The following is a 20,866-nucleotide window of genomic DNA, read 5'->3' as shown; positions in this document are numbered from 1 at the left end:
ACCCCGCCGCCCAGCCCGGACGTGGGGTCGATGCCATTGGTCTCGCCCAAGCGGTGTCCCGCTTCCATCGCGCCACGACCTCTCGGCCGAGTATGTTGACGCGGTGGCCCGTCGGATCGACGGCTGGCTACTCCCCAGATGACGGCGGCGGGGTAGCCGCCTTGTCGTCGGTTGGCAAGGCGGAACCGCCCCCTTCCGTTTCGCCCGCTGCGCGGGCGGCTTTTTCGGAGGCCGCCACGGCGGCATCCATGGCTTTCGCGCGCGCCTCTATTTCGCTGGCGGCCGCGTCATAGCGGGTGTCGAAATCGGGCTCCCGGTCGCAGGCCGCGAGCAGAAGGATCGGCAGGATCATGAGGGCGCGAGCCATCAATAATCCTTGCGATAGCGGATGCTGAGGTTCGACTGCCCCGAACCGCCGGCTTGGCTGAGCAGCGACAGGGCGCGGGTCAGGCTGATCTCCAGCTGGGTCGCGGTATAGCCGCGCGCGTCGGTGATCACCTCCAGATAGATGTCCTTCGAAATATATTGTCCCGCGGCGAGCGCGGTGCCGCGCCCGACGGTGTCGTCGGGGCCGAGCACGCGCAACCGGTCGATTCCCGTCGCCGATCGCAGGGCTCCGAGCGGGCTGAGCCCTCCCCCGCCGCCACGCAGCGTGTTGAGCGAAGCCGCGAGCTGGACGGCCTGCAAGGGCGACAGCGTGGTGATCGAGTCGCCGAACAGGATGCGCGAGAGGATTTCGTCCTGCGGCAGGCCGGGAACGCTGGAGAACGTCACCTGCGGATTCATCGCGCGGCCCGAAACATTGACGTTCACCGTCACCGTCTCGATCGTGTCGGTGGCGAGAAGCTGGATCGACGGGTCATAGGCATCGCCGGTCGGGAAGGTCACCTTTCCTTCCTCCAGGTCGAAGGAGCGCCCGGCGAAGCCCAGCGTACCGCGTACCAGTTCGATGTCGCCGGTCACGCGCGGCGCCTGCGTCGTGCCCTTGAGCGTGATGTCGGCCTGCCATTCGGACTCGAGTCCCATGCCGCTGACATAGACCTCGTCGCCCGCGCGCAGGCGGATATCGAGACGGATCAGGTCGAACAGGCTGCCGCCTGCTGCCGCGAGCCCGTCGCCACTGATACGGCGCCGGCCCGCCGGGGGCTTGCGGCGCACACCGGTCAGCACCGGGACGCTCGCCGCCCCTTCGCGTACGATGCGATAGCGGGTTTCGGGGAGGCGCAGGTCCCCCGACAGCAGCGCGGTCTGGCCCGCGACCTTGTCGAGCGTCAGATTGCCCGTTGCCCGCGCCGCGATATTGTCGCTGCGCGCGAGACGCGCATTGTCGAGCGTCGCCTCGACATGCATCGGGTAGCCGTCGGCCGCGGCGAGGCTGACGAACCCCTTGGCCTTGACGGTGCCGTCACCCGCGGTCGCGGCAAGATCGTCGATTTCGAGACGATTGCCGGTGAAGCGGCCGTTGACCACCATGTTGGTCAGACGCGTGCCATAGGTCTGGTTCTCATAGACCATGTCCTTGCCGCGTATGACGCCGTTGAGGCAGGGGTCGGCGACGCGGCAGCTGAAATCGGCGGCGACGGCGATTGGACCGGAAACCCCCTGATCGGCGGGGCCGAAGAAGGAATAGAGCGTATCCGCCGGACCGTTGTAGCGCAGCCCGCCGCCGAGCGGCGCCGCCTGCAACCGCGTCGTCCACGGGCCGACCTCTGGCCCGAGCGGCCGCAGCGAGGCTTGCAGGCGTCCGATCACGGTGCCGCGCTTGCGCATCACCGCCCGCGCCTCCCCACCATCGGGGAGCAGTTTGCCGACGAAGTTGACGTCGACCGGCTGGCTCACCGATGCGGCGCTGGTACGGGTGAAGTCGTTGATCGTCAGCCGGGCATCGGCGCGCGGAAAGGCGTCGGCATTCGCCTGCGCGAAGTCGAGACTGCCGGTCGCGTGCCCGCCCAGCCCCATATCCGGGTAGATGGCGTTGAGCAGCGCCATGTTGACGCGGTCGAGCCGACTCTGGAGCATGATGCCCTCTCCAAAGCGTCCCGCGACACGCGCGCTGCTGCCGCGTCCGAGGTCGATCGTCGTCGGCAACAGTTCATAGCCGTCCTTGCCCGGCACGATGCGCGCGGGAGACACAGTCCGGAAATTGACGCCGGTCGCACGGCCCTGGACCGAGGCGCGCCACAGCTCGGGCTGAAGGTCCGCATTGGCGGCGATGCGGAACGGCACGCCGCTCGTCCCCTCGACAAGCGCCTGCGCCTTGCCGCGGCCATCGCGATAATCGATCTTCACGCGCCCGACCGCGATGTCGAATTCGCGGATGCGCGTGTCGGCGAGCTGAATATCGGCGATCACGCGCGGCTGGTCATAGAGGGTAACGTCTGCGTCGACGATCGCCGAGCCGACCGCAAGCCGCGCCGGTCCGGGCAGAACGACATTGTTCGCGCGCAAATTGACCGATGCCGCCTGATATTTGCCGTCGGCGCTCAGCCGGACGATTCCGCCAAGTCCCTGCCCTGCCGCGTCGAGCTGGCCGGTGAATGGTCCCGCCGCGCTCTGGACAAGGCGGCCCGTCATGCCGATGCCCGACAGATCGGCGCGTTCGACGTCGATCGTCAGCGGCCCGGCGGCGGTGAGCAGCACGACATCGGCCGACAGCGGGCCATAATCGGTCGTGCCCTTCGCGGCGAGGCGATAGCCCTTCGGCGCTCCCGTGATCCGCGCTTCGAGGTCGGCGAGACCGATGCCCAGACCGGGGCGCTTCGCGGTCAGCGTCGCGCGCGGGTCGCTGATCGTTCCGGCAAGCTGGAGACCGAGCGGGCCATATTGGCGCGAATCGGCGCGCGCGCTGAGTTGGACGCGCCCGTCGGGGGCGTAGCTTCCCTGCCCGCTGACGACTCTCAGCAGCGGCGACGTCAGCCGCAGGTTGGCGAAACGGACGACGCCATCGGTGCCATAACGCACGTCGCTGGTCGCCACCGCATTGCCGCCGAGCAAGTCGCGCACGCCCGAATTGAAGAGCCGCGTCGAGCGCGCACGCACCCGGCCCGCAATTTCGAAACCGCCGCCGGGCGCGGTCTTGAGGTCGGCATCGGTGTCGATATCGAAGATACCGACGCTTTCGATCCGGTAATCGTTGACCCGCCCGTCGATCGCGCCGGTGTAGAAGCCGCGGTTCATGTCGGCGACGATGATGGCCTTGGCATCGATGCGCGGCGACCGTAGGCGCAGATTGTCGCTGAGGATGCGCCCGTCCGCATAGGCGAGATCGCCGTCGAGCCGTACCGAAACGAGCGTTCCTCCGGCAACCGTGTCGAGCCCGCGGATGCGCGCGGCGCGCCCGGCGACGGGAACCACGATCTGGTCTGCATCGACGCGCGCCTTGCCCGAGAGATTCAGCGATTCGACGACGATGTCGTTGACGGCCAACGCCTTGGCGCTCGCCTGATAATCGACGGTCGGCAGCGCGAAGGCGCCATCGAGCCGCGCTGTCGCGCGCACGTCGTTGCCGCGTACCGCCGGCGCCAACGCGCCTGGCCGCAACAGCACGAACGCGAGTTGCAAGGCCTCATAGCGATTGGCGCCGAGATCGACGCCGCCGCTGATCCCCAGCCGAAACGCCTCGGATGCGACGCGTGCATCGAGATCGGCCTTGCGCTCGGCCAGGCGCGCCGTCACGTCGAGGTCGGTCTGCGCCCCCAGCAGCGATGCGGCCGGGCCGTCGAACAGGCGCGAAGCCTGCGTCGCCCCTTTCGCCGCGAACGTGCCGTCGCGCGCCGACAGAGCGATGCGCGCCAGCGGCCCCGTGCCGAGATCGGCGGTCAGATTGCCATTCCACGCCTTCCAGTCGCCGCGCCCATCGAGCCGTGCGACGAGCGGCTCATCGAACCCGCCCATCGCCGCGAGCACGCCGCCTCGCGGCGCGGTGAGGTCGAGCGTCATCGCCAGCCGGTTCTTGTCCGGAACCGCGTCGAGCAGCAGCTTCAGCGCATCGCCCTTGCCATTCGCCCCGATCGTCTCTGCATCGGCCTGCACCAGCGCGCGCCGGTCGGCGATCGCGATCTTGCCGGCGAGCCGGGCTTCCTGCCGTTCTCCCGCCACGGCGGGGGCAAAGACGATGCGATCGACCGACAGGCGCCCGACATCGATATCGATGTCGGGCAGCAGCGGCTCGCCGGTGTCGGGAACCGGCTTGAACTCGGGCAGGCGCTGAACCGTGATGATCCTGGCCGTCGCCGACCGGACGTCGACATGGTTCGCCAGATAAGCGAAGGGCCTCCAGTCGATCCGCAATTCGGGCGAGGTCAGAAAACGCCCCTTGGGGTCGGACAACGAAAAATCGCGCACGATCATCTGGCCGTAGAGCGATCCGTCGAGCCGGCCGATGCCGATCTTCATTCCGTTTTCGAATTCATATTTCTCGATCTGGGTGACCACGAAGCGTCGGCCTGCGTCGCTGTTCAGCCCCACGAGGAATAACGCCAGCAGCGCGATAATCCCGAACAGTGCGATGCCGACCCCGCGCGCGATGCGCCACGGCCGGCTCATACGCGTCCTTGCCGACCCGGGCTCAACAGGCGCAGCTTCCTCCGCCATCAGAACGCCTGACCGATCGAGACATAAACGCTGATCCGCGCTTCACCCGGCTGACGGTTAATCGGTGTCGCGACGTCGAGCCGCATCGGTCCGAAATTGGTGTAATAACGCGCACCGATTCCGGCGCCGAAACGCATGTCGGAAAAGGTCGGGGTCGAGCCGCGATAGACCTGTCCAGCGTCGACGAAGCCGACGACACCGAAATTGCCGAAACGATAGCGCGCCTCGACCGCCGCCTCGTTGAGGCTGCGACCGCCTATCGGATCATTATTCGGATCCTTGGGACCAAGCTCCTGATAGCCAAAGCCACGCACCGATCCGCCGCCGCCGGCATAGAAGCGCCGCGACGGTGCCAGCCGCTCGCGCGCCGCGCCCATGATCGAACCCACGCGCACCCGCCCGGCGAGCACGATGCTATCGGTCACGGGATAATAGCCGCTCGCGTCGACACGCACGCGCGCATAGGGAGAGAAATGCCCGCGCATGGAGCCTTCGGGCTGGACGAGCGCGGTGATACGGAAACCCTTGGTCGGATCGAGCAGGCTGTCCGTCCGGTCCATCCCGATCTGCCCGGTCAGGCCGAATATCGTGTAGAAATCGCGGTGGCGGGCGCCCCGCGTGAAATCATAATCATCCTCGCTCGTCGCGATCAGCTCGGCACCATAGGCATAGGTCCATCGCTTCTGCCACAACGGCGTCGAATCATAGCTCCAGCGCACGCCGACCCGCCCGGTCAGTGCCTCGAAGGCATTATAGTCGCTGCGCGTCGCCTCGGCGACCAGCTCAAAAGTCTTGTCGCGTCGCCCGGCGTTCGAACGGCGAAACGTGACGCCCAGCCCCTGCTCCTGCGTCCCGGCAACGCCGCGCACGATCAGCGCGCCTTCGGGCGGGAAAAGGTTGCGATGCATCCAGCTCCCCTCCAGCCGTATGCCCTCGCCGGTTCCATAGCCCGCGCTCGCCGCCAGCGTACGCGGCGGGCCGGCCTGTTGCGTCACCATCATCGTCACATATTCTGTGTCGTCGCCGGCGCTTTCGCCGGTCCGTTGCGGTTCGACCGCCACCGTCGAAAAGAGGCCCGTGGCGACCATCGCCTGGCGGAGATCATCGACCATCCGGCTGTCGTAAAGATCGCCGCGTTCAAAGCGCGAAAGCACCGCGACATGCTGGGCATCGAAAGCCAGGTCGCCGGTCGTCTCGAAACCACCGAACCGCGCCCGCGGACCGATGTCGACTGGCAGGGTATAGGCGCCTTCGCCAGTCGCGCCGTCGAGCAATATGTCGCGCTGCTCGACCGTAGCGAAGGGATAGCCTTCCTGCGGCAATTTGAGCGCGAGCGCCGCTTCCGCCCCCTGCACCCGCTCGGCGACGATGGGTTCGCCGATCTTCAATGGGAAATTATCGTCGATCAGTCGCGGCGGTACCGTCGGGTCGGCCGTGATCGTGATTTCCGAGAATGTATAGCGAGCGCCCGGGGTCACATCGATCACCGCTTTCAGCGGATCGCCCTTTTCGCGTCCGCTGCGGTCGATCCGCGTATCGACCACGGCATCGTAATAGCCTTCCGATGCAAGGATGCGCTGCATCAGTTCGGCATCGGTGGACAGGCGCGCGCGGATCATGGCACCATTCGCAGCCTCGCCGTCGCCATCGTAGAGCGCCGAAAGGTCGTGAAACAGGTCGGCCAGATCGATGTCGGTGGATTCGTCCGCCGGGGCCAAGCCGTTGACCTCCACCCTGTATGCGATCTTCACATCGTCGCGATCGGGCTCTGATTCGGCGAATTGCACGGGTTCGACGTTGAAGCTGTCGAGCGGGGGAAGCGGCGCGGCGAGTTCGCTGTCGCTGATCGGAGCAGCGCCAATGGCTTCGACGCTGTCGCCGTCCGCCAGCGCCGGCACGGGCGTGCCATCGACTTGCGGCACGTCGGCGGTGGTGGTGGTCTCAGCCGGCGTTCCGGCTTCCTTCGCCTTCGCCGCCTCGACCTGCCGGCGCTCGAATTCCGCAATCGATTCGAGCGGCTTGTCGAGCTCGGGCTCGTCCTCAGCGCCGATCGGCGGAATCGCGGACTTGAACTCATCGTCGGGGATGATTGGCGCGACCTCGGGCAATTGCGCCTCGGGCGGCGGCGGGGTCGGCACGGCGATATCGGGCAGCAGTTCGGCGTCGGTGGTCTGCTGCGTCACGGTCGGCACGACCGCAGGAGGCGCGACGTCGGCCTGTTGAGCGGCCGCAACGCTCGTCCAGGCGAGGCCGAACAGCGATGCGGTCAGGATCAACTGCCGTCGACGCCGCATCAGCGGCGCGGCGTCAAATTCGCAAGATTTATCAATATGACGCATCATGTCCCGACCGATGCGCACTTGTGGCTCGCGAGGCGTGGCTGTGCAACCCGAATCTCCCCTGTTTCCAAGCCAACTCTCCGGCAATGGGACAGTTCCCGGCGATGCGGCGGTTTGAGGGGCGGCGATGCGAGGGAAAGGCGTCAGCTGTCGGCGCCGAACAGGTCGCGGCTGTATACCTTGTCCGCGACATCGGCGAGTTCGTCGGTCACCCGGTTGGCGATAATGATGTCGGCCTCGGCCTTGAAAGCATCGAGATCGCGCACGACGCGCGAATTGAACAACCGATCCTCCTCGATCAGCGGTTCGTGGACGATCACCTCGATCCCCTTGGCCTTGACCCGCTTCATCACGCCCAAAATGCTGCTGGCGCGAAAATTGTCCGATCCCGCCTTCATGGCGAGCCGGTGGATGCCGACGACGCGCGGGTTCCGCTTGATGATCTCCGCCGCGATGAAATCCTTGCGCGTCGTGTTCGAGGCAACGATCGCGGCAATCAGATTCTGCGGCACCTCCCTGTAGTTCGCCAGCATCTGCTTGGTGTCCTTGGGCAGGCAATAGCCGCCATAGCCGAAGGACGGATTGTTGTAGAAACTGCCGATCCGGGGATCGAGGCACACCCCTCCGATCACCTGCCGCGAATCGACGCCGTGGGTCGCCGCATAGGTGTCGAGTTCGTTGAAGAAGGCGACGCGCATCGCGAGATAGGTATTGGCGAACAGCTTGATTGCCTCGGCCTCGGTATTGCCGGTGTGGAGGATCGGGGACCCGGGCTTGAGCGAAGCCTCGAGCAGCATCCGGGCGAAGGTCTCGGCGCGCGGGTGCGTATCGCCAACGATAATCCGCGACGGGTGGAGATTGTCGTAGAGCGCGCGCCCTTCGCGCAGGAATTCGGGCGAAAAGACGATGTTGTCCGACCCCGTCTCGGCGCGCATCCGGTCGGTGAAACCGACCGGCACGGTCGACTTGACGATGACCAGTGCGTTCGGCGCCATTTTGAGCGCATCGGCAATCACCGCCTCAACCGTGCTCGTGTTGAAATAATTGGTGTCGGGGTCGTAATCGGTCGGCGTCGCGACGATGACGAAATCGGCGCCGTCATAGGCAAGCGCCCGGTCGGTCGTCGCGAGGAGGTCGAGCGGCCTGTTCGCCAGATAATCCTCGATCTCGGGATCGGCGATCGGCGAGGTCTTCGCGTTGATCATCTCGACTTTACGCGCGTCGATATCGAGTGCAACCACGCGATTGCGCTGGGCGAGCAGCACGGCATTGGAGATGCCGACATAACCGGTTCCGACGACGGTGATCTTGGGGGGCGACGCCTGTTCGGCACTGGCTGGGGGCAATGGTCTATCCTCTGATGAGTGTCGGCGCGTCCCTAGCAACTGCGCCGCGCGCGCTCAACCGGAACGGCGGCGTCAGGTGCCGCAGAAGGTTTTATAGGGGCCAAATTCGGCAGGCGCCGACCCCTCGAACAGCGTCCATTCGGGGCGCCGGACGTAGGGATTGCGTACCACCTCCAGCAATTCGAACCAGGCGGTGAGGTCGCCCGCCTCGGCCGCGCCCAGCGCCGCTTCGACCAGATGGTTGCGCGGGATATAGAGCGGATTCACCGCATCCATCGCATCAGCGCGATTCAGCGGCGCGTCGGTCTCGCGCGCCAGCCGCGCCCACCAGTCGGCGATCCACGGCACCATCGCTTCGGCATCGGGCAATTGCGCCTCGAGCTCCGATCCGTCGCCACGCAGCATCATCGCGAGGCCGCGGAAGAACAGGGCAAAATCGACCTGGTGGCGTTCGAGTTCGGCAAAGAGCACGTCGAACAGCGCAACATCGCCGTCCTGCGCTTCGGTCAGCCCCAGCTTTCTGCGCAACCGCCCATGCCAGACCGCCGCAAAGCGGCCTGGCACCTCGGCCACCAACGCCTTCGCCGTATCGACATCGGCCGCATCGACCGAATGGATCGCGGGAAGCAACGCTTCGGCAAAGCGCGCCATATTCCAGTGCATGATCTGCGGCTGGCGGCCATAGGCATAGCGGCCATTGGCGTCGATCGAACTAAAGACGGTGTTCGCGGCGAAGCGGTCCATGAAGGCACAGGGACCATAGTCGATCGTCTCGCCCGAAATCGCGACATTGTCGGTGTTCATCACCCCGTGAATGAAGCCGACGCCCAGCCAGTGCGCGACGAGATCGCATTGCAGCCCGATCACCCGGTCGAGAAGGGCAAGATGCGGATTGGGCGCCTCGACAAGGTCGGGGAAATGGCGGCGGATGCTGTAGTCCGATAGCTGGACGACATGATCGGCGCCGAAATGCGCAGCGAAGAACTGGAAGGTGCCGACACGGATGTGGCTGCTCGCGATGCGGGTCAGCACCGCGCCGGGGTGCGCCTGCTCGCGCTGCACCCGTTCGCCGGTCGCGACCGCGGCCAGCGCACGCGTCGTCGGCACGCCCATCGCCGCCATCGCTTCGGAGACGAGAAATTCGCGCAACACCGGGCCGATCGCGGCCTTGCCGTCGCCGTTGCGCGAGAAAGGCGTCGGTCCCGATCCCTTGAGCTGCACGTCGAAGCGCGCGCCATCGGGCGCGACGATTTCGCCAAGCAGCAGCGCGCGGCCGTCGCCGAGTTGCTGCGAGAAATGCCCGAACTGATGCCCGGCATAAGCGAGCGCCAGAGGGTTTGCGCCATCGGGCAGTTCCTGACCCGAAAAGAGACGCGCGATCACCTCGTCGCCCGCGCCGGCACCGTCGATCCCGAGCCGGCTCGCAAGGGCATGATTGAAAGCGAGCAGCTTCGGCGCCGCGGGCTTCGCGGCTTCCGCGGGGGCGTAGAAGCCTTCCATGGCGTAATGAAAACTATTGTCGAATGCGAGATTCATTGTGTTGTATGTCGAGCGTTGGCGTCACGAATGCAAGTGTTCCGCGCCACGATCCATTGTTCCCGGCGCAGGGACATACTGATCATTAGGCAGTCCATTTTTGGTCGTTATGAAAGCTGAAACGCGGGGCAGCGATCGTAGCGTCGCAGGGTAGGCCATCGAAGTCTGACAGGCGACAGTATCCGGCCGTGTGCTAACAAATTTGCTTGTATCTAAAGCGACGTCCACAGGCGCTATATAGGCTACGCAAAACACGTGAAGAATTATGTCAGGCCTGAATAATGGCATATGCGTTTATAGCCGTCGTCAAGCTGACAGTCCGACCTCGATGGCGCGCAGCAGGGCAAAAGGGATCAATACAGCTTCTGTTCGAAGAGTCCCTAAGACACAATATCGTTGGATGGGATTCGGGAATTTAATCGGCATTCATGCCGCAGTGAAAAGGCAGATATATGACGATAGGTCGCCGAGAATCTTTTATCCTGGCCGCCGGCGCGGCGACAGCGTCCATGCTCAATCACCGCGCGGAAACCGGTCCCGTACCTCCCTCGAAAAGCGCTGTCACCAATTCCTCGAATCGCGCATTGTCGACTGCGCTCGCAGCATCTGACGGCGCTAACTCTATCGGCTTTGCGCAGGCCGGTACCGGCGTCACGGCCCGTACCCTTCAAGACAAGGTTCGAGAAACGATAAGCGTACAGGATTTCGGTGCCGTCGGCGACGGCGTCGTAGACGACACCCTCGCACTCCAAAAGGCGTTCGCGAGCGGCGTGGGCGCAATTTTCCTCCCGCGCGGAACTTATATCATCGGCAGCATAAACGGTGAAAACATCCATCTTTATGGTCCCGGCACCCTTAGAAAGAAACCCGGGACCAAAGGCGTACTGCTCAATCTAACTGGATACAACCGCATTGAAGGAATCACTCTCGATTATGACTGGAAGAATGCAGCGCAATCGCTCCCCTATTTCAACAATATCACGCTGCAACAAATCGGAGGAACGCTCACCCTCTGCGGCGTTGCCTTCCGGCGCTCTTTCGCTTCCGCAGTCTTCATCTCGGGGGCATCGCTCTCGACCGACATGAACTGTTCCTTCATCGAAGGCGCTCCCCACAATGGCCTGTCAGGCGGAAAGGAACGCGTAACCTATTATATCACCTGCATCGCCACTGAGAACACGAGGAATCAGATCATTAGTATCAATGGCGGATACTTCCATGGGACTAGTATAGACCCTGAAAATTTGCACCTCAATCCTACCGGAATTTTCATAACGGCATCAGGGGTCGATGGAGTCCGGTTCAAAACCATTAACATTAGTAACCCTATTCTTATAGGTTGCTCCACCAACGCTGGCGGAAATGTGACTGGTGCCATCGACATCTATAATGGCGCGGAAAACATCATCATCTCTGGCGCAACGATACGCTATTTCACCTATGCAGGCATCAAGGTGCAGAACAGCAGTCGCTTTTCCATATCAGGGAACATGATCACCGACGGGGCAGTTCCCTCGCGTGCCGTCACTCCGCACGCTGTTGGCATCACAACAACCGAAAAAAACCGATCGTCGAAAGCAGAGCAGCATTTCGGCCAAATCTCCGGTAATATTGTGGAAGGATGCCACTATGCCGGCATTCTCAACAACTGCGACTGGGTCGCCATCTCCGCGAACATATTGAGCCGGGTGACGCCAGCAAAGATTTGCGCAGGCATTATGAACGACGGCAGCAATGTCACTATTATCGGCAACGCCGGAACGAGTATTGCCGGCACGTTCATTACCAGCGCTGGTGATCATGTCAGGATGACGGCGAACAATTTCGACAGTGGGGTCGATGGCCGAGCCAACGGCATCTTTTTTAGAGGCCATGACGTCGCGATCAGCGACAACAGCTTCGTCTCGGGCGAGGCGTCTGAAGGATCAGGAATTCGCACCAACGGCCCTGCGTCGCACATTCAGATCGGTGGGAACTACGCCGAGAACTTCCCCTACGGCGTCGATCTCAGAACCACCGGAGGTGCTGTACGCGACGTCGTCATTTCGCCTAATCATTTCGCAGGCATCGCGATTGAAGAATATAATATCGCTAAAAGCGTAACTAATGCGGCACGCGTCCTGACGCAGCCATGGTAGCAACATGAGGTGGTCCCGCCTATTTGGACAGTTTGGCGGCTAAGTTAAGCTAATCCCGGTTGTCGTTCATGCCGCCTGTTTGATCATCAGATCATGGGGGGCATGCCCCCCATGATCTGATTGCCCGATCCGCCGATAGGCCTCTGCCGGGGTTCTCCCGGCAAGGCCCGAGTGGGGACGCTGGGTGTTGTAATAGGTGATCCACCGGCCAAGACCAGCCCGCAACTCGGAGCCGGTCTCGAAGGCGTGCAGATACACGCATTCGTATTTCAGCGATCGCCAGAGGCGCTCGATGAAGACATTATCCATCCATCGGCCCCGACCGTCCATGCTGATGCGGACCTCGGCCTCGCGCAGCACACTGGTGAAGGCGAAGCTGGTAAACTGGCTACCCTGATCGGTGTTGAAGATTTCCGGCCTGCCGTAGCGGGTCAGAGCCTCCTCCAGCGCCGCGACGCAGAAGCCGGCATCCATCGTGTTCGACAGCCGCCAGGCCAGTACCTTTCGGGTGGCCCAGTCCATGATCGCGACCAGGTAAAGGAAGCCCCGACGCATGGGGATGTACGTCACGTCGGCGCACCACACATGGTTGGGCCGCTCGATTGCCAGCGGGCGCAGCAGATAAGGATAGACCCTATGCTGCGGGTGCGGATCGCTCGTGCGAGGCCTCTGGTAGATCGGCGACAGACCCATCTTCGCCATCAGCCGCCGCACCCGTCGTCGCCCAACGTCATGACCATTACGGCGCAGATGCCGGACCATCTGCCGGCTGCCGTACCACGGCATGTCGAGGAACGCCGCGTCGATCACTCGCATCAGCGCCAGCGCCTCCTCGGTCTCCGGCACCGGCGCGTAATAATAGCTCGACCGGCTGATCGACAGCAGCCGGCATTGCGCCGCGATCGACAGGCGATGGTGAGCAGGCTCGATCATCGATCGCCTCCGTGCCACGCTCATCGACCGGAGGCTTTCGCTAAAAAATCCCGCTCGACCAGCAACTGCCCGATCTTGGCGTGCAGCTTGTCCACCTCCGCGTCGCTCGCTGCCCTGGACGCTTCGCCCCCACCGGAAAATGTGCCCGCCATCCCCGCGATGGCCTGCCGCTTCCACGACGCAATCATCGTGTGGTGAACGCCATGCTTTGCGGCCAGCTCCGTCAGCGTCAGCTCGCCACGGATCGCTTCCAGCGACACCTTCGCCTTGAAATCTGCGCTGTAGCGCTTCCTCGTCGTCTTCATCCCGTACCATTCCTTCAGGTCGGGACTAGCTTAACACCCTGTCCAGAAAACCGGCACCACCTCTGAGTTTCCTGGCCCTGAACGGGCTGGAGAGCGCTGCTACTATGATAGTCTCGGGTGATGATCCTGTGAGCAAAGGCGCGCATCGGTTTGAGGTGTTCACGGGCGCCGGCAAGCGGCGGGATTGGCCGCCGGAAGTGAAGGCCTCGATTGTCGCGGAGTGTTATACCGGCCGCGAAGGCGTCAGTGCCGTGGCGCGTCGGCATGGACTGGATCCCTCGCAAGTTTACGCGTGGCGGCGGGATTTGCGCAAGCAGCTCGAGGCCGAGGGGGTAATCGTACCGCCGACGGAACCGGGAGCGCCGTCGTTTGTGCCCGCCGTGGTCGAACCGAGCGTGGCGGCGGATACTGTTGCCAAGCGTCGCCCTCGTCGCCGACGCCGCGCGACCGAAGCCGCCGTAGAGTTGGAGATCGATGGTGTCGCTGTGAAGATCGGCCGCGGCGCTGACGCGGGCACGATTACCGCGGTGATCGAAGCGCTCAGGACGCCCCGGTGATCGGACCTGGCGCCGGGGCGCGCGTGATGGTGGCGACACGACCTGTGGATTTTCGCAAGGGTGCGGATTCGCTCGCGGCGCTGGTCGGCGCCGAGTACGGCGGCGATCCCTATTCGGGGGTGATCTACGTGTTCCGGGCCAAGCGCGCAGACCGGATCAAGCTGGTGTGGTGGGACGGCACCGGCCTGTGCCTGATGGCCAAGAAGCTGGAGAGCGGCGGGTTCAAGTGGCCGGGCATCCAGGACGGCGTGATGCGCGTGACGGCGGCGCAACTTGGCGCTTTGCTGGAAGGTCTGGACTGGCGCCGGGTGCATGGCGGACGTCGCCCCATTGCCCCGCAGATTGCTGGTTGACGGGGCTTTCATGTGCTGATTCACTGCCTTCATGCTTATGGAAGCGGACCTTCCCGATGACGTTCAAGCGCTCCGTGCGCTCGTCCTCGAACAGGCCCGCGAGATCGACGCGCTGAAGGTTTTCAAGGCTGAGATTGAACGCCTGAAGGCGATCATCGACGCCTTGCAGCGTCATCGTTTCGGGCGCCGGTCGGAGCAGCTCGATCCCGATCAGTTTGAGCTGGCCCTGGAAGAAGTCGAGACGGCCTTGGCCGAGGCAGAACATGCCAGGGATAATGCAAGCCGGGCACCGGCCGAGCGGCTGCGCAAGGCCAACCGGGGCTCGCTGCCGGCCCATCTCGAGCGGATCGAGCAGGTTGTCGATATCGACGACAAGGCTTGCCCATGCTGTGGCGGCGCACTCCACCAGATCGGCGAGGACGTGGCTGAGCGGCTCGATGTCGTACCCACGACCTTCCGCGTTCTTGTCACCCGCCGGCCGCGCTACGGTTGCCGTTCCTGCGAGAGCGCGGTCGTGCAGGCTCCAGCACCGGCACGGATCGTCGAGGGCGGCATTCCGACCGAAGCGCTGATCGCGCAGGTGCTGGTCGCCAAGTATGCCGATCACCTGCCGCTCTACCGCCAGGCGCAGATCTACGCCCGGCAGGGTATCCAGCTTGATCGATCCACCCTGGCCGACTGGGTGGGGCGGGCAGCCTGGTATCTGCGGCCACTGCGCGATCATATTCTCGAGCGATTGCGACGATCACAGCGGCTGTTCGCCGATGAGACGACTGCGCCGGTGCTCGATCCGGGGCGTGGGCGGACCAAGACCGGCCAGCTATGGGCCTATGCCCGCGACGACCGACCTTGGGGCGCCGATGATCCGCCGATGGTCGCCTATGTCTATGCGGCCGATCGCAGGGGCGAACGGGCAGAAGCGCATCTCGGCGATTTTGCAGGTATCCTGCAGGTCGATGGCTATGGCGGCTATGCCGCGCTCGCCAGGCGTCGTCAGCAGATCAGCCTTGCCTTTTGCTGGGCACACGTCCGGCGCAAGTTCTACGAGCTGGCCGACAGCTCTCCGGTGGCAACGGAAGTGCTGCGTCGCGTCGCCTTGATCTATGCCATCGAAGATGAGGTGCGAGGATCATCGGCGGAGCAACGCCGGGCTGTACGCCACGACCGCAGCCGCATCATCGTCGATGACCTTCGCCAATATCTCGATGCCCGCAATCGCCAGGTCAGCGCCAAGAGCAAGATCGGCGAAGCGATCCGCTATGCGCTCAACCGCTGGGATGGCCTGTCACGCTTCCTGGACGATGGTCGCATCGACCTCGACAGCAACACCGTCGAACGCTCTATCCGCCCCCTCGCGCTCAATCGGAAGAATGCGCTGTTCGCCGGCTCCGATGAAGGCGGCGACAACTGGGCGGTGATCGCCACGCTCATCGAGAACTGCAAACTCTCCGGCACCAACCCGAATATCTGGCTGACCGAAACCCTCACCAGCCTGGCCAATGGTCATCCCGCAAACAGCGTCGGCGACCTCATGCCATGGAGTGCCGTGGGCTGAAAACACCGCTTACCCTTGACTGGCGCGCTTCGCTCGACATCAACGCCATGTGTGCTTCGTCCTGGCGCTGGCAATCGGAAAATCCGCTGGGATATGACGGCGACTGACGCCGTAGTCAGTCGAACAGCGCCTGCAATTGCAGCAGATAGGCGCTTGCCGTCTCGCTGCCCTCCTCGGTCGCCCATAGTGCGGACTCCTTTGCGGCCCACGGATCGAACGGCCCAGCCTTCACCTCGAACAATATTGCCGTGTCGCTGAGTGCCACAACCGTATGCCATTCGTCAGGCTCGACAACGATCGCACTGCAATCGGCTCCCGCCCCGAAACGAACAAGCCACGTGACGGCGCCGCTGTCGTCGAAACCGATGCACCCCATCGCACCTTGAAGCGCGATCAGTGTTTCGGGCTTGGGGTCGGCGGAGTGACGATGCGGCCGGATATAGCTGTCGCCCCAAAGATAATTGACGAGGCGCTGGCATGGATCGGCATGACTTGCGTGCAGGTTGAAATGCTGACGCCGACGTGGCGAGGCGGCAGCCCGCCGACCAAGATCGTCGAGAAAGACGCGATCGAGGGCCTTCACCGACCGCCGACCGACTGCACGATCTGCTCCACCGCCGCTCGCGCAGAAAAGAGGGCTTCGGAAAGACCGATGCAACGCCCGCGTATGGAATCGTTGCGAACCTCCCGCTCCATCATCGCCGCGGCGAGATTGGGTAGATCGCGCCCCCGGGGCTCAACCGACACCCGGCCCACTCCGTTATCCTCGACCAGTGCTTTCAAATCGTTCCCGTCATTGATACTCGCCAGAACAGGTAGCCCCGCCTGCATGTAAGTTAAGAATTTCCCTGGAATATTGTGGGTCTTATGCCGGCTGTCGAGGCTGATCATCCCAACGTGGCACTGGCGGTAGAGTGCCGGTATCTCTTCGGGCGCAATTTCGTCACAAAACAGTGTATTGCGAAGCCCCTGCGCTACCGCCGCGTCACGCAAACGCTGCGCTTCGCTTCCGCGACCGACGAACAGGAAACCCGCATCATCGCGATCACGCATCGCGATCGCAAGATCGAGCAATTTGTCCATCTGCTGCGCGATGCCCATGTTGCCAGCGTAGACAAAGATACGGCGACCACCGAGGGCCGTGGTACCAAGGTCGATCGAGCAGGGCTCATCCGACGCCTTACTAAGCCAGTTATGCAACACCTCGACGCGGCGTCCCGGATGACGGATCCGAAAATCATCGAAGAACTCTAGATTGCCCGACGTCTGGACGCCGATCACGTCAGCCGATCGATATTGGTATCCGGCAATGGCATCGAGCAAATGAAAAGCCGGACCGCGCGATATCAGCCCCATATCCGCAGCCCATTGCGGAAAGATGTCGCGGATGATCAGATAGGATGGACAGTCGTTGCGACGCTTCAGCCAGCGAACGATCGGCCCCAGAAAAATCGTCGGCGAGTACCAAATAATAGCCTCATAGCTGTGGTCCACAATCGGCGATTGCTTCAGGTTGTGCATCATCGCGAACGGCATCCGAAACTCGTTCGCCATTCGGCGGACATATCCGATGTCCTTCGTCGGCGGCGATCCGAGCCGAGCTACGGTGATGCCGTCGGCCTTGTCGATCCGATATGCTGTATCGAGATCCGGGCTCGCGACGAGCACCGTCGTCTCATGTCCCTGCCGCGCGAATTCGCGCGACAGATCACGAAGCTGGACCGCACCCGACGAACGGAGAGGCGGATAGGCGTCGGCAATGATCGCAATGCGCATGACCGGTCAATACTTCTTCCACACGACACGGTTCACATAATCGACATAGCTGTGGATGACGCGGACGACCTTGTCGGACACGTTGGGCATCGAATAGTCCCCAACGAGACGGATTAGCCGATCATCCCCCCGCGGCTGGTCAGCAATAACTGCCAATCCCTGCATCACGCGCTCGTGCGACAGGCCAACCATCATTGCCGCCGCTTCCTCCATCCCCTCAGGTCGTTCGTGCGCCTCGCGGATGTTGAGCGCGGGGAAGTTCAGGATCGAAGCTTCCTCATTGATCGTCCCGCTGTCCGACAGCACTGCACGCGCCGCCATCTGGAGGTGGTTGTAATCCGAAAAGCTCAGCGGCTTGAGCAGACGGATTTTCTCACTGAAGCTGATGCCGGCAACGTCAATTCGTTTTTGCGTACGCGGATGCGTCGAGACGATCACGGGAAGGTCGAATTGCGTGACGATTGCATTCAATATCTCGACGAAGCGGCCGAAACTTGCGTCAGGCTCGATATTCTCCTCGCGATGTGCGCTGACGAGAAAATACTCGCCGGCCCGCAACCCCAGCCGTTTGAGCACGTCCGAAGCCGCGATCTTAGGTCGGTAATGCGCCAGCACCTCGAACATCGGACTACCTGTCTTTATCACACGGTCGGGCGGCAGCCCCTCGCGCAGCAGATATTCGCGCGCAATGTCGCTGTATGTCATATTGATATCGGCAGTGTGGTCGACGATGCGACGATTGATTTCCTCGGGCACGCGCTGGTCGAAACAGCGATTGCCTGCTTCCATATGAAAGGTCGGAATCTTGCGCCGCTTTGCCGGAATTACCGCCGTGCAGCTGTTAGTGTCGCCCAGCACAAGCAGGGCATCGGGCTTTTCGATCTCGAGCAGCTTGTCGACAGCTATGATCACCCGCCCGATCGTTTCTGCCCCGCTAGCGCCCGCAGCCCCAAGAAAATGATCGGGCTTACGGATACCCAGGTCGTCAAAAAAAATGCCATTCAGCTCATAATCGTAATTCTGGCCGGTGTGGACCAGCGTATGATCGCAATAGCGATCGAGCTTCGCGAGGACACGGGACAGGCGGATGATTTCCGGTCGCGTCCCAACGACGGTCATCACTTTCAGCTTGCTCATGTCTCAAACGCTCCAAGCAATGGTATCAGGCCGACTGCGGTCGAAAATCTCGTTCGCCCACAGCATGACAACCATTTCGTCGCTACCGATATTGGTGATGTCATGACTCCAGCCGGGCACCGTTTCGACGATTTGCGGCACGTCGCCGCAGGTCTCGATCGAATGATATTCATCGGTCAATATGTGCCGAAAGCCGAAACGCGCTCGGCCTCTGATGACTAGGAATTTTTCGGTCTTGCTGTGGTGATAATGTCCGCCGCGCGTGATCCCTGGATGCGCTGTAAAGAAAGAGAATTGACCGCTGTCGGGCGTTTTCAGCATTTCCACGAAAACGCCACGAGAATCGCCGTGGACCGGCACCCCATAGCTAAAATCATCGGTCGGCAGATAGCTGACATAGGTCGAATAGAGCGCTCGGACGAGTCCGGTTCCGACACGTTCCGTCATGAGCGTATCGCGACTGGCGCGGAAGCTGTGGATGAGGTCGGCGACCTCGCCGACCGTGGTTGAGTAAACTGGGTCGACCATCCCCCAGACAAGTCCCGGGCTGTGGCTGCGCAGAGTCTCGATAATCCGGTCGGCGACGTCATCGACATAGACGAGCGACAGCGGTACGGCGGAATCGTCGACGCGGATCGCCTCGCCTCGCGCAATATTATGACAGAAGGTCGCGACCGCCGAATTGTAATTGGGGCGGCACCATTTGCCGAACACGTTGGGCAGGCGAAAAATGGTGCAAGACTGCCCCGGCATGTCGGCAAGACGCGCGACGGCATCCTCCCCGGCGCGCTTGCTAACACCATAGGGATTGGGACGCTCCGCCTGGATCGACGAGGTGAAGATCAGCGGAATTGGTCGCCCCGCGGCACGCACTGCTTCGCACAGCCGCGCGGTCAGATCGCCGTTCACGACCATGAAGGCAGCGAGCTCGGCAGGCCGGTTTTCTCCGGCTAGATGCACGATCGCATCAGCAACCGAGACCCTCGTCGGCAGGTTCGCGGGATCGTCGTCCCGCGTGAAGCTGTCGACCGTAAAATCCTTTTCCTCCGCCAGACGTACCAGCAATGTCTTGCCGATGAAACCGTTGGCGCCGGTGACTAATATCTTCATGTCATTCCTCGGGCGGGATGCTCTGGCCTCCGGTCATCGCCTGTATGAAAGGAAGCTTGAGCAGCAGCGAGGTCATCCCGTCGACATCGAGCCGCGTCGTATTGTGCGAATTATAGTCTTCGGCATTCGAAATGCCTTTCTCGCCCTGCTCGACATATTTTCCGTAATTTAGATCGCGCAGATCGGGAGGCACCCGGAAATAATCACCCAAATCCTCAGCCGCTGCCATTTCTTCGCGGCTCAGCAGAACCTCGAACAGCTTTTCCCCGTGCCGCGTCCCGATCTCGTGAATAGAATGCGCCGGCACGTCGGCAAGCTTGCACATCGCCTCGGCCAGCGTCGCGATGGTTGCCGCCGGCGCCTTCTGAACGAAGATGTCGCCTGGATTACCATTCTGGAACGCATAAAGGACGAGCTCAACCGCATCGTCAAGTGTCATCATGAAGCGCGTCATGTTCGGATCGGTGATCGTGATAGGCATGCCGACGCGAATCTGGTCGGCGAACAGCGGGATCACCGACCCGCGAGAAGCCATGACATTGCCGTAGCGCGTCGCGCAGATTGTAGTCCTGTTGCTGCTCCGCGACTTAGCCACAGCGACCTTTTCCATCATCGCCTTGGAAATACCCATCGCGTTGATCGGATAGACCGCCTTGTCAGTGCTGAGGCAGATCACGCGCCGCACGCCGCTGCTGATCGCGGCTTCCAGCACATTTTCGGTGCCCAGCACATTGGTCTTCACCGCTTCAAGCGGATGGAACTCGCACGATGGAACTTGCTTCAGCGCGGCGGCGTGAAAGATGAAGTCGGCGCCGCGGGCGACATTCACCACCGAACCATAATCGCGCACGTCGCCGATATGGAATTTCAGCTTCGGATGATTGTAGCGCTTCCGCATGTCATCCTGCTTCTTCTCGTCGCGGCTGAAGATACGGATTTCGGCGATGTCAGAATCGAGGAAGCGGCGCAGCACGGCGTTGCCAAACGAGCCTGTCCCTCCGGTGACCAGCAAAGTACGACCTGAAAACAAATTACCCGTCATTCTGAACTCCGTGATCGCGTTTCGGGCGCTGGATCAAAAGTCACGTTGCGCTGAGATGAATGGGGTTGATCAGCACCGCAGACATTCTCTGCTATGCATGAACAGACCATCCTTTGCCACCGATGCACGCCAGAATATTGTCGCGT

Annotated in this window: 15 protein-coding genes and 1 riboswitch; of the genes, 4 read left to right on the top strand and 11 right to left on the bottom strand. The window is 62.5% G+C overall.

The features are described from left to right. Window positions 1-48: 48 nt before the first annotated feature. A riboswitch (yybP-ykoY riboswitch) is annotated at window positions 49-151 on the bottom strand. From C3E99_RS07145 to C3E99_RS07125, 5 genes are all read right to left on the bottom strand, one after another. Next, a complete protein-coding gene (locus tag C3E99_RS07145; RefSeq protein ID WP_076075563.1) occupies window positions 128-367 on the bottom strand; it encodes a hypothetical protein in 240 nt (79 codons plus the stop codon). (Overlaps the previous riboswitch by 24 nt.) Beyond that, window positions 367-4,545, bottom strand: coding sequence for a translocation/assembly module TamB domain-containing protein (locus tag C3E99_RS07140; protein ID WP_104959623.1), 4,179 nt, complete (start codon window positions 4,543-4,545; stop codon window positions 367-369). The genes C3E99_RS07145 and C3E99_RS07140 overlap by 1 nt, the downstream gene beginning before the upstream one ends. Window positions 4,546-4,592: 47 nt before the next feature. Beyond that, window positions 4,593-6,887, bottom strand: a complete 2,295-nt coding sequence (locus tag C3E99_RS07135) for an autotransporter assembly complex protein TamA (RefSeq protein ID WP_104960340.1) — start codon at window positions 6,885-6,887, stop codon at window positions 4,593-4,595. Between the two features lie 188 nt (window positions 6,888-7,075). Next, window positions 7,076-8,278, bottom strand: a complete 1,203-nt coding sequence (locus C3E99_RS07130; protein WP_104959622.1) for a nucleotide sugar dehydrogenase — start codon at window positions 8,276-8,278, stop codon at window positions 7,076-7,078. A gap of 72 nt (window positions 8,279-8,350) precedes the next feature. Then, window positions 8,351-9,814, bottom strand: coding sequence for a protein adenylyltransferase SelO (locus tag C3E99_RS07125; RefSeq protein WP_104959621.1), 1,464 nt, complete (start codon window positions 9,812-9,814; stop codon window positions 8,351-8,353). 452 nt (window positions 9,815-10,266) lie between these two features. Between C3E99_RS07125 and C3E99_RS07120 the strand changes: the two genes are divergently transcribed. Beyond that, window positions 10,267-11,952, top strand: a complete 1,686-nt coding sequence (locus C3E99_RS07120) for a glycosyl hydrolase family 28-related protein (protein WP_104959620.1) — start codon at window positions 10,267-10,269, stop codon at window positions 11,950-11,952. A 66-nt stretch (window positions 11,953-12,018) separates the two neighbouring features. Here C3E99_RS07120 and C3E99_RS07115 read toward each other — a convergent pair. After that, window positions 12,019-13,190, bottom strand: a protein-coding gene (locus tag C3E99_RS07115) for an IS3 family transposase (protein WP_104959619.1) whose coding sequence is annotated in 2 segments (ribosomal slippage) — window positions 12,019-12,926 and window positions 12,926-13,190 — 1,173 coding nt in all. Because the reading frame shifts where the segments join, the coding sequence is not laid out codon by codon here. Between the two features lie 128 nt (window positions 13,191-13,318). Between C3E99_RS07115 and tnpA the strand changes: the two genes are divergently transcribed. The 3 genes from tnpA to tnpC are packed head-to-tail and all read left to right on the top strand — an operon-like array spanning window position 13,319 to window position 15,655. Continuing rightward, a complete protein-coding gene (gene tnpA, locus C3E99_RS07110) occupies window positions 13,319-13,747 on the top strand; it encodes an IS66-like element accessory protein TnpA (protein WP_234002633.1) in 429 nt (142 codons plus the stop codon). A gap of 26 nt (window positions 13,748-13,773) precedes the next feature. Next, window positions 13,774-14,100: an IS66 family insertion sequence element accessory protein TnpB gene (gene tnpB / locus C3E99_RS07105; RefSeq protein WP_104960339.1), complete on the top strand. Its 327-nt coding sequence runs from the start codon at window positions 13,774-13,776 to the stop codon at window positions 14,098-14,100. A 31-nt stretch (window positions 14,101-14,131) separates the two neighbouring features. Next, window positions 14,132-15,655 (top strand): IS66 family transposase, encoded by a 1,524-nt coding sequence (gene tnpC, locus C3E99_RS07100; protein ID WP_104959617.1) that lies wholly within the window; start codon window positions 14,132-14,134, stop codon window positions 15,653-15,655. A 115-nt stretch (window positions 15,656-15,770) separates the two neighbouring features. Here the strand turns inward: tnpC and C3E99_RS07095 are convergent, their stop codons facing one another. Genes C3E99_RS07095 through C3E99_RS07075 form a run of 5 tightly spaced genes read right to left on the bottom strand, consistent with a single transcriptional unit; the run spans window position 15,771 to window position 20,720 of the window. Next, complete coding sequence (locus C3E99_RS07095; protein ID WP_104959616.1) at window positions 15,771-16,238, bottom strand: WbuC family cupin fold metalloprotein; 468 nt, start codon at window positions 16,236-16,238, stop codon at window positions 15,771-15,773. Further along, window positions 16,235-17,431 (bottom strand): glycosyltransferase family 4 protein, encoded by a 1,197-nt coding sequence (locus C3E99_RS07090; protein ID WP_104959615.1) that lies wholly within the window; start codon window positions 17,429-17,431, stop codon window positions 16,235-16,237. Before C3E99_RS07090 ends, C3E99_RS07095 begins: the two co-directional genes overlap by 4 nt. A gap of 6 nt (window positions 17,432-17,437) precedes the next feature. After that, on the bottom strand, window positions 17,438-18,568 hold the full coding sequence (wecB, locus tag C3E99_RS07085) for a non-hydrolyzing UDP-N-acetylglucosamine 2-epimerase (protein WP_104959614.1): 1,131 nt from the start codon (window positions 18,566-18,568) through the stop codon (window positions 17,438-17,440). Between the two features lie 3 nt (window positions 18,569-18,571). Continuing rightward, window positions 18,572-19,678, bottom strand: a complete 1,107-nt coding sequence (gene wbjC / locus C3E99_RS07080; protein ID WP_104959613.1) for a UDP-2-acetamido-2,6-beta-L-arabino-hexul-4-ose reductase — start codon at window positions 19,676-19,678, stop codon at window positions 18,572-18,574. Window position 19,679: 1 nt separating this feature from the next. Beyond that, window positions 19,680-20,720, bottom strand: a complete 1,041-nt coding sequence (locus C3E99_RS07075) for a polysaccharide biosynthesis protein (protein WP_324787709.1) — start codon at window positions 20,718-20,720, stop codon at window positions 19,680-19,682. Window positions 20,721-20,866 lie beyond the last annotated feature (146 nt).

It is taken from the genome of Sphingopyxis sp. MG, from assembly GCF_002953155.1.
In the GTDB taxonomy this organism is placed as follows: Bacteria; Pseudomonadota; Alphaproteobacteria; order Sphingomonadales; family Sphingomonadaceae; genus Sphingopyxis; species Sphingopyxis granuli.
Note: the sequence above shows the minus strand (reverse complement) of the source record. Positions and strands in the feature narration are given on the sequence as shown.

Excerpts from the sequence above, each read along its gene's own strand:
- C3E99_RS07145 (WP_076075563.1), bottom strand. The coding sequence starts at position 367 with ATGGCTCGCGCCCTCATGATCCTGCCGATCCTTCTGCTCGCGGCCTGC.
- C3E99_RS07140 (WP_104959623.1), bottom strand. The coding sequence starts at position 4,545 with ATGAGCCGGCCGTGGCGCATCGCGCGCGGGGTCGGCATCGCACTGTTC.
- C3E99_RS07135 (WP_104960340.1), bottom strand. The coding sequence starts at position 6,887 with ATGCGGCGTCGACGGCAGTTGATCCTGACCGCATCGCTGTTCGGCCTC.
- C3E99_RS07125 (WP_104959621.1), bottom strand. The coding sequence starts at position 9,814 with ATGAATCTCGCATTCGACAATAGTTTTCATTACGCCATGGAAGGCTTC.
- C3E99_RS07120 (WP_104959620.1), top strand. The coding sequence starts at position 10,267 with ATGACGATAGGTCGCCGAGAATCTTTTATCCTGGCCGCCGGCGCGGCG.
- tnpB (WP_104960339.1), top strand. The coding sequence starts at position 13,774 with ATGGTGGCGACACGACCTGTGGATTTTCGCAAGGGTGCGGATTCGCTC.
- tnpC (WP_104959617.1), top strand. The coding sequence starts at position 14,132 with ATGCTTATGGAAGCGGACCTTCCCGATGACGTTCAAGCGCTCCGTGCG.
- C3E99_RS07090 (WP_104959615.1), bottom strand. The coding sequence starts at position 17,431 with ATGCGCATTGCGATCATTGCCGACGCCTATCCGCCTCTCCGTTCGTCG.
- wecB (WP_104959614.1), bottom strand. The coding sequence starts at position 18,568 with ATGAGCAAGCTGAAAGTGATGACCGTCGTTGGGACGCGACCGGAAATC.
- wbjC (WP_104959613.1), bottom strand. The coding sequence starts at position 19,678 with ATGAAGATATTAGTCACCGGCGCCAACGGTTTCATCGGCAAGACATTG.
- C3E99_RS07075 (WP_324787709.1), bottom strand. The coding sequence starts at position 20,720 with ATGACGGGTAATTTGTTTTCAGGTCGTACTTTGCTGGTCACCGGAGGG.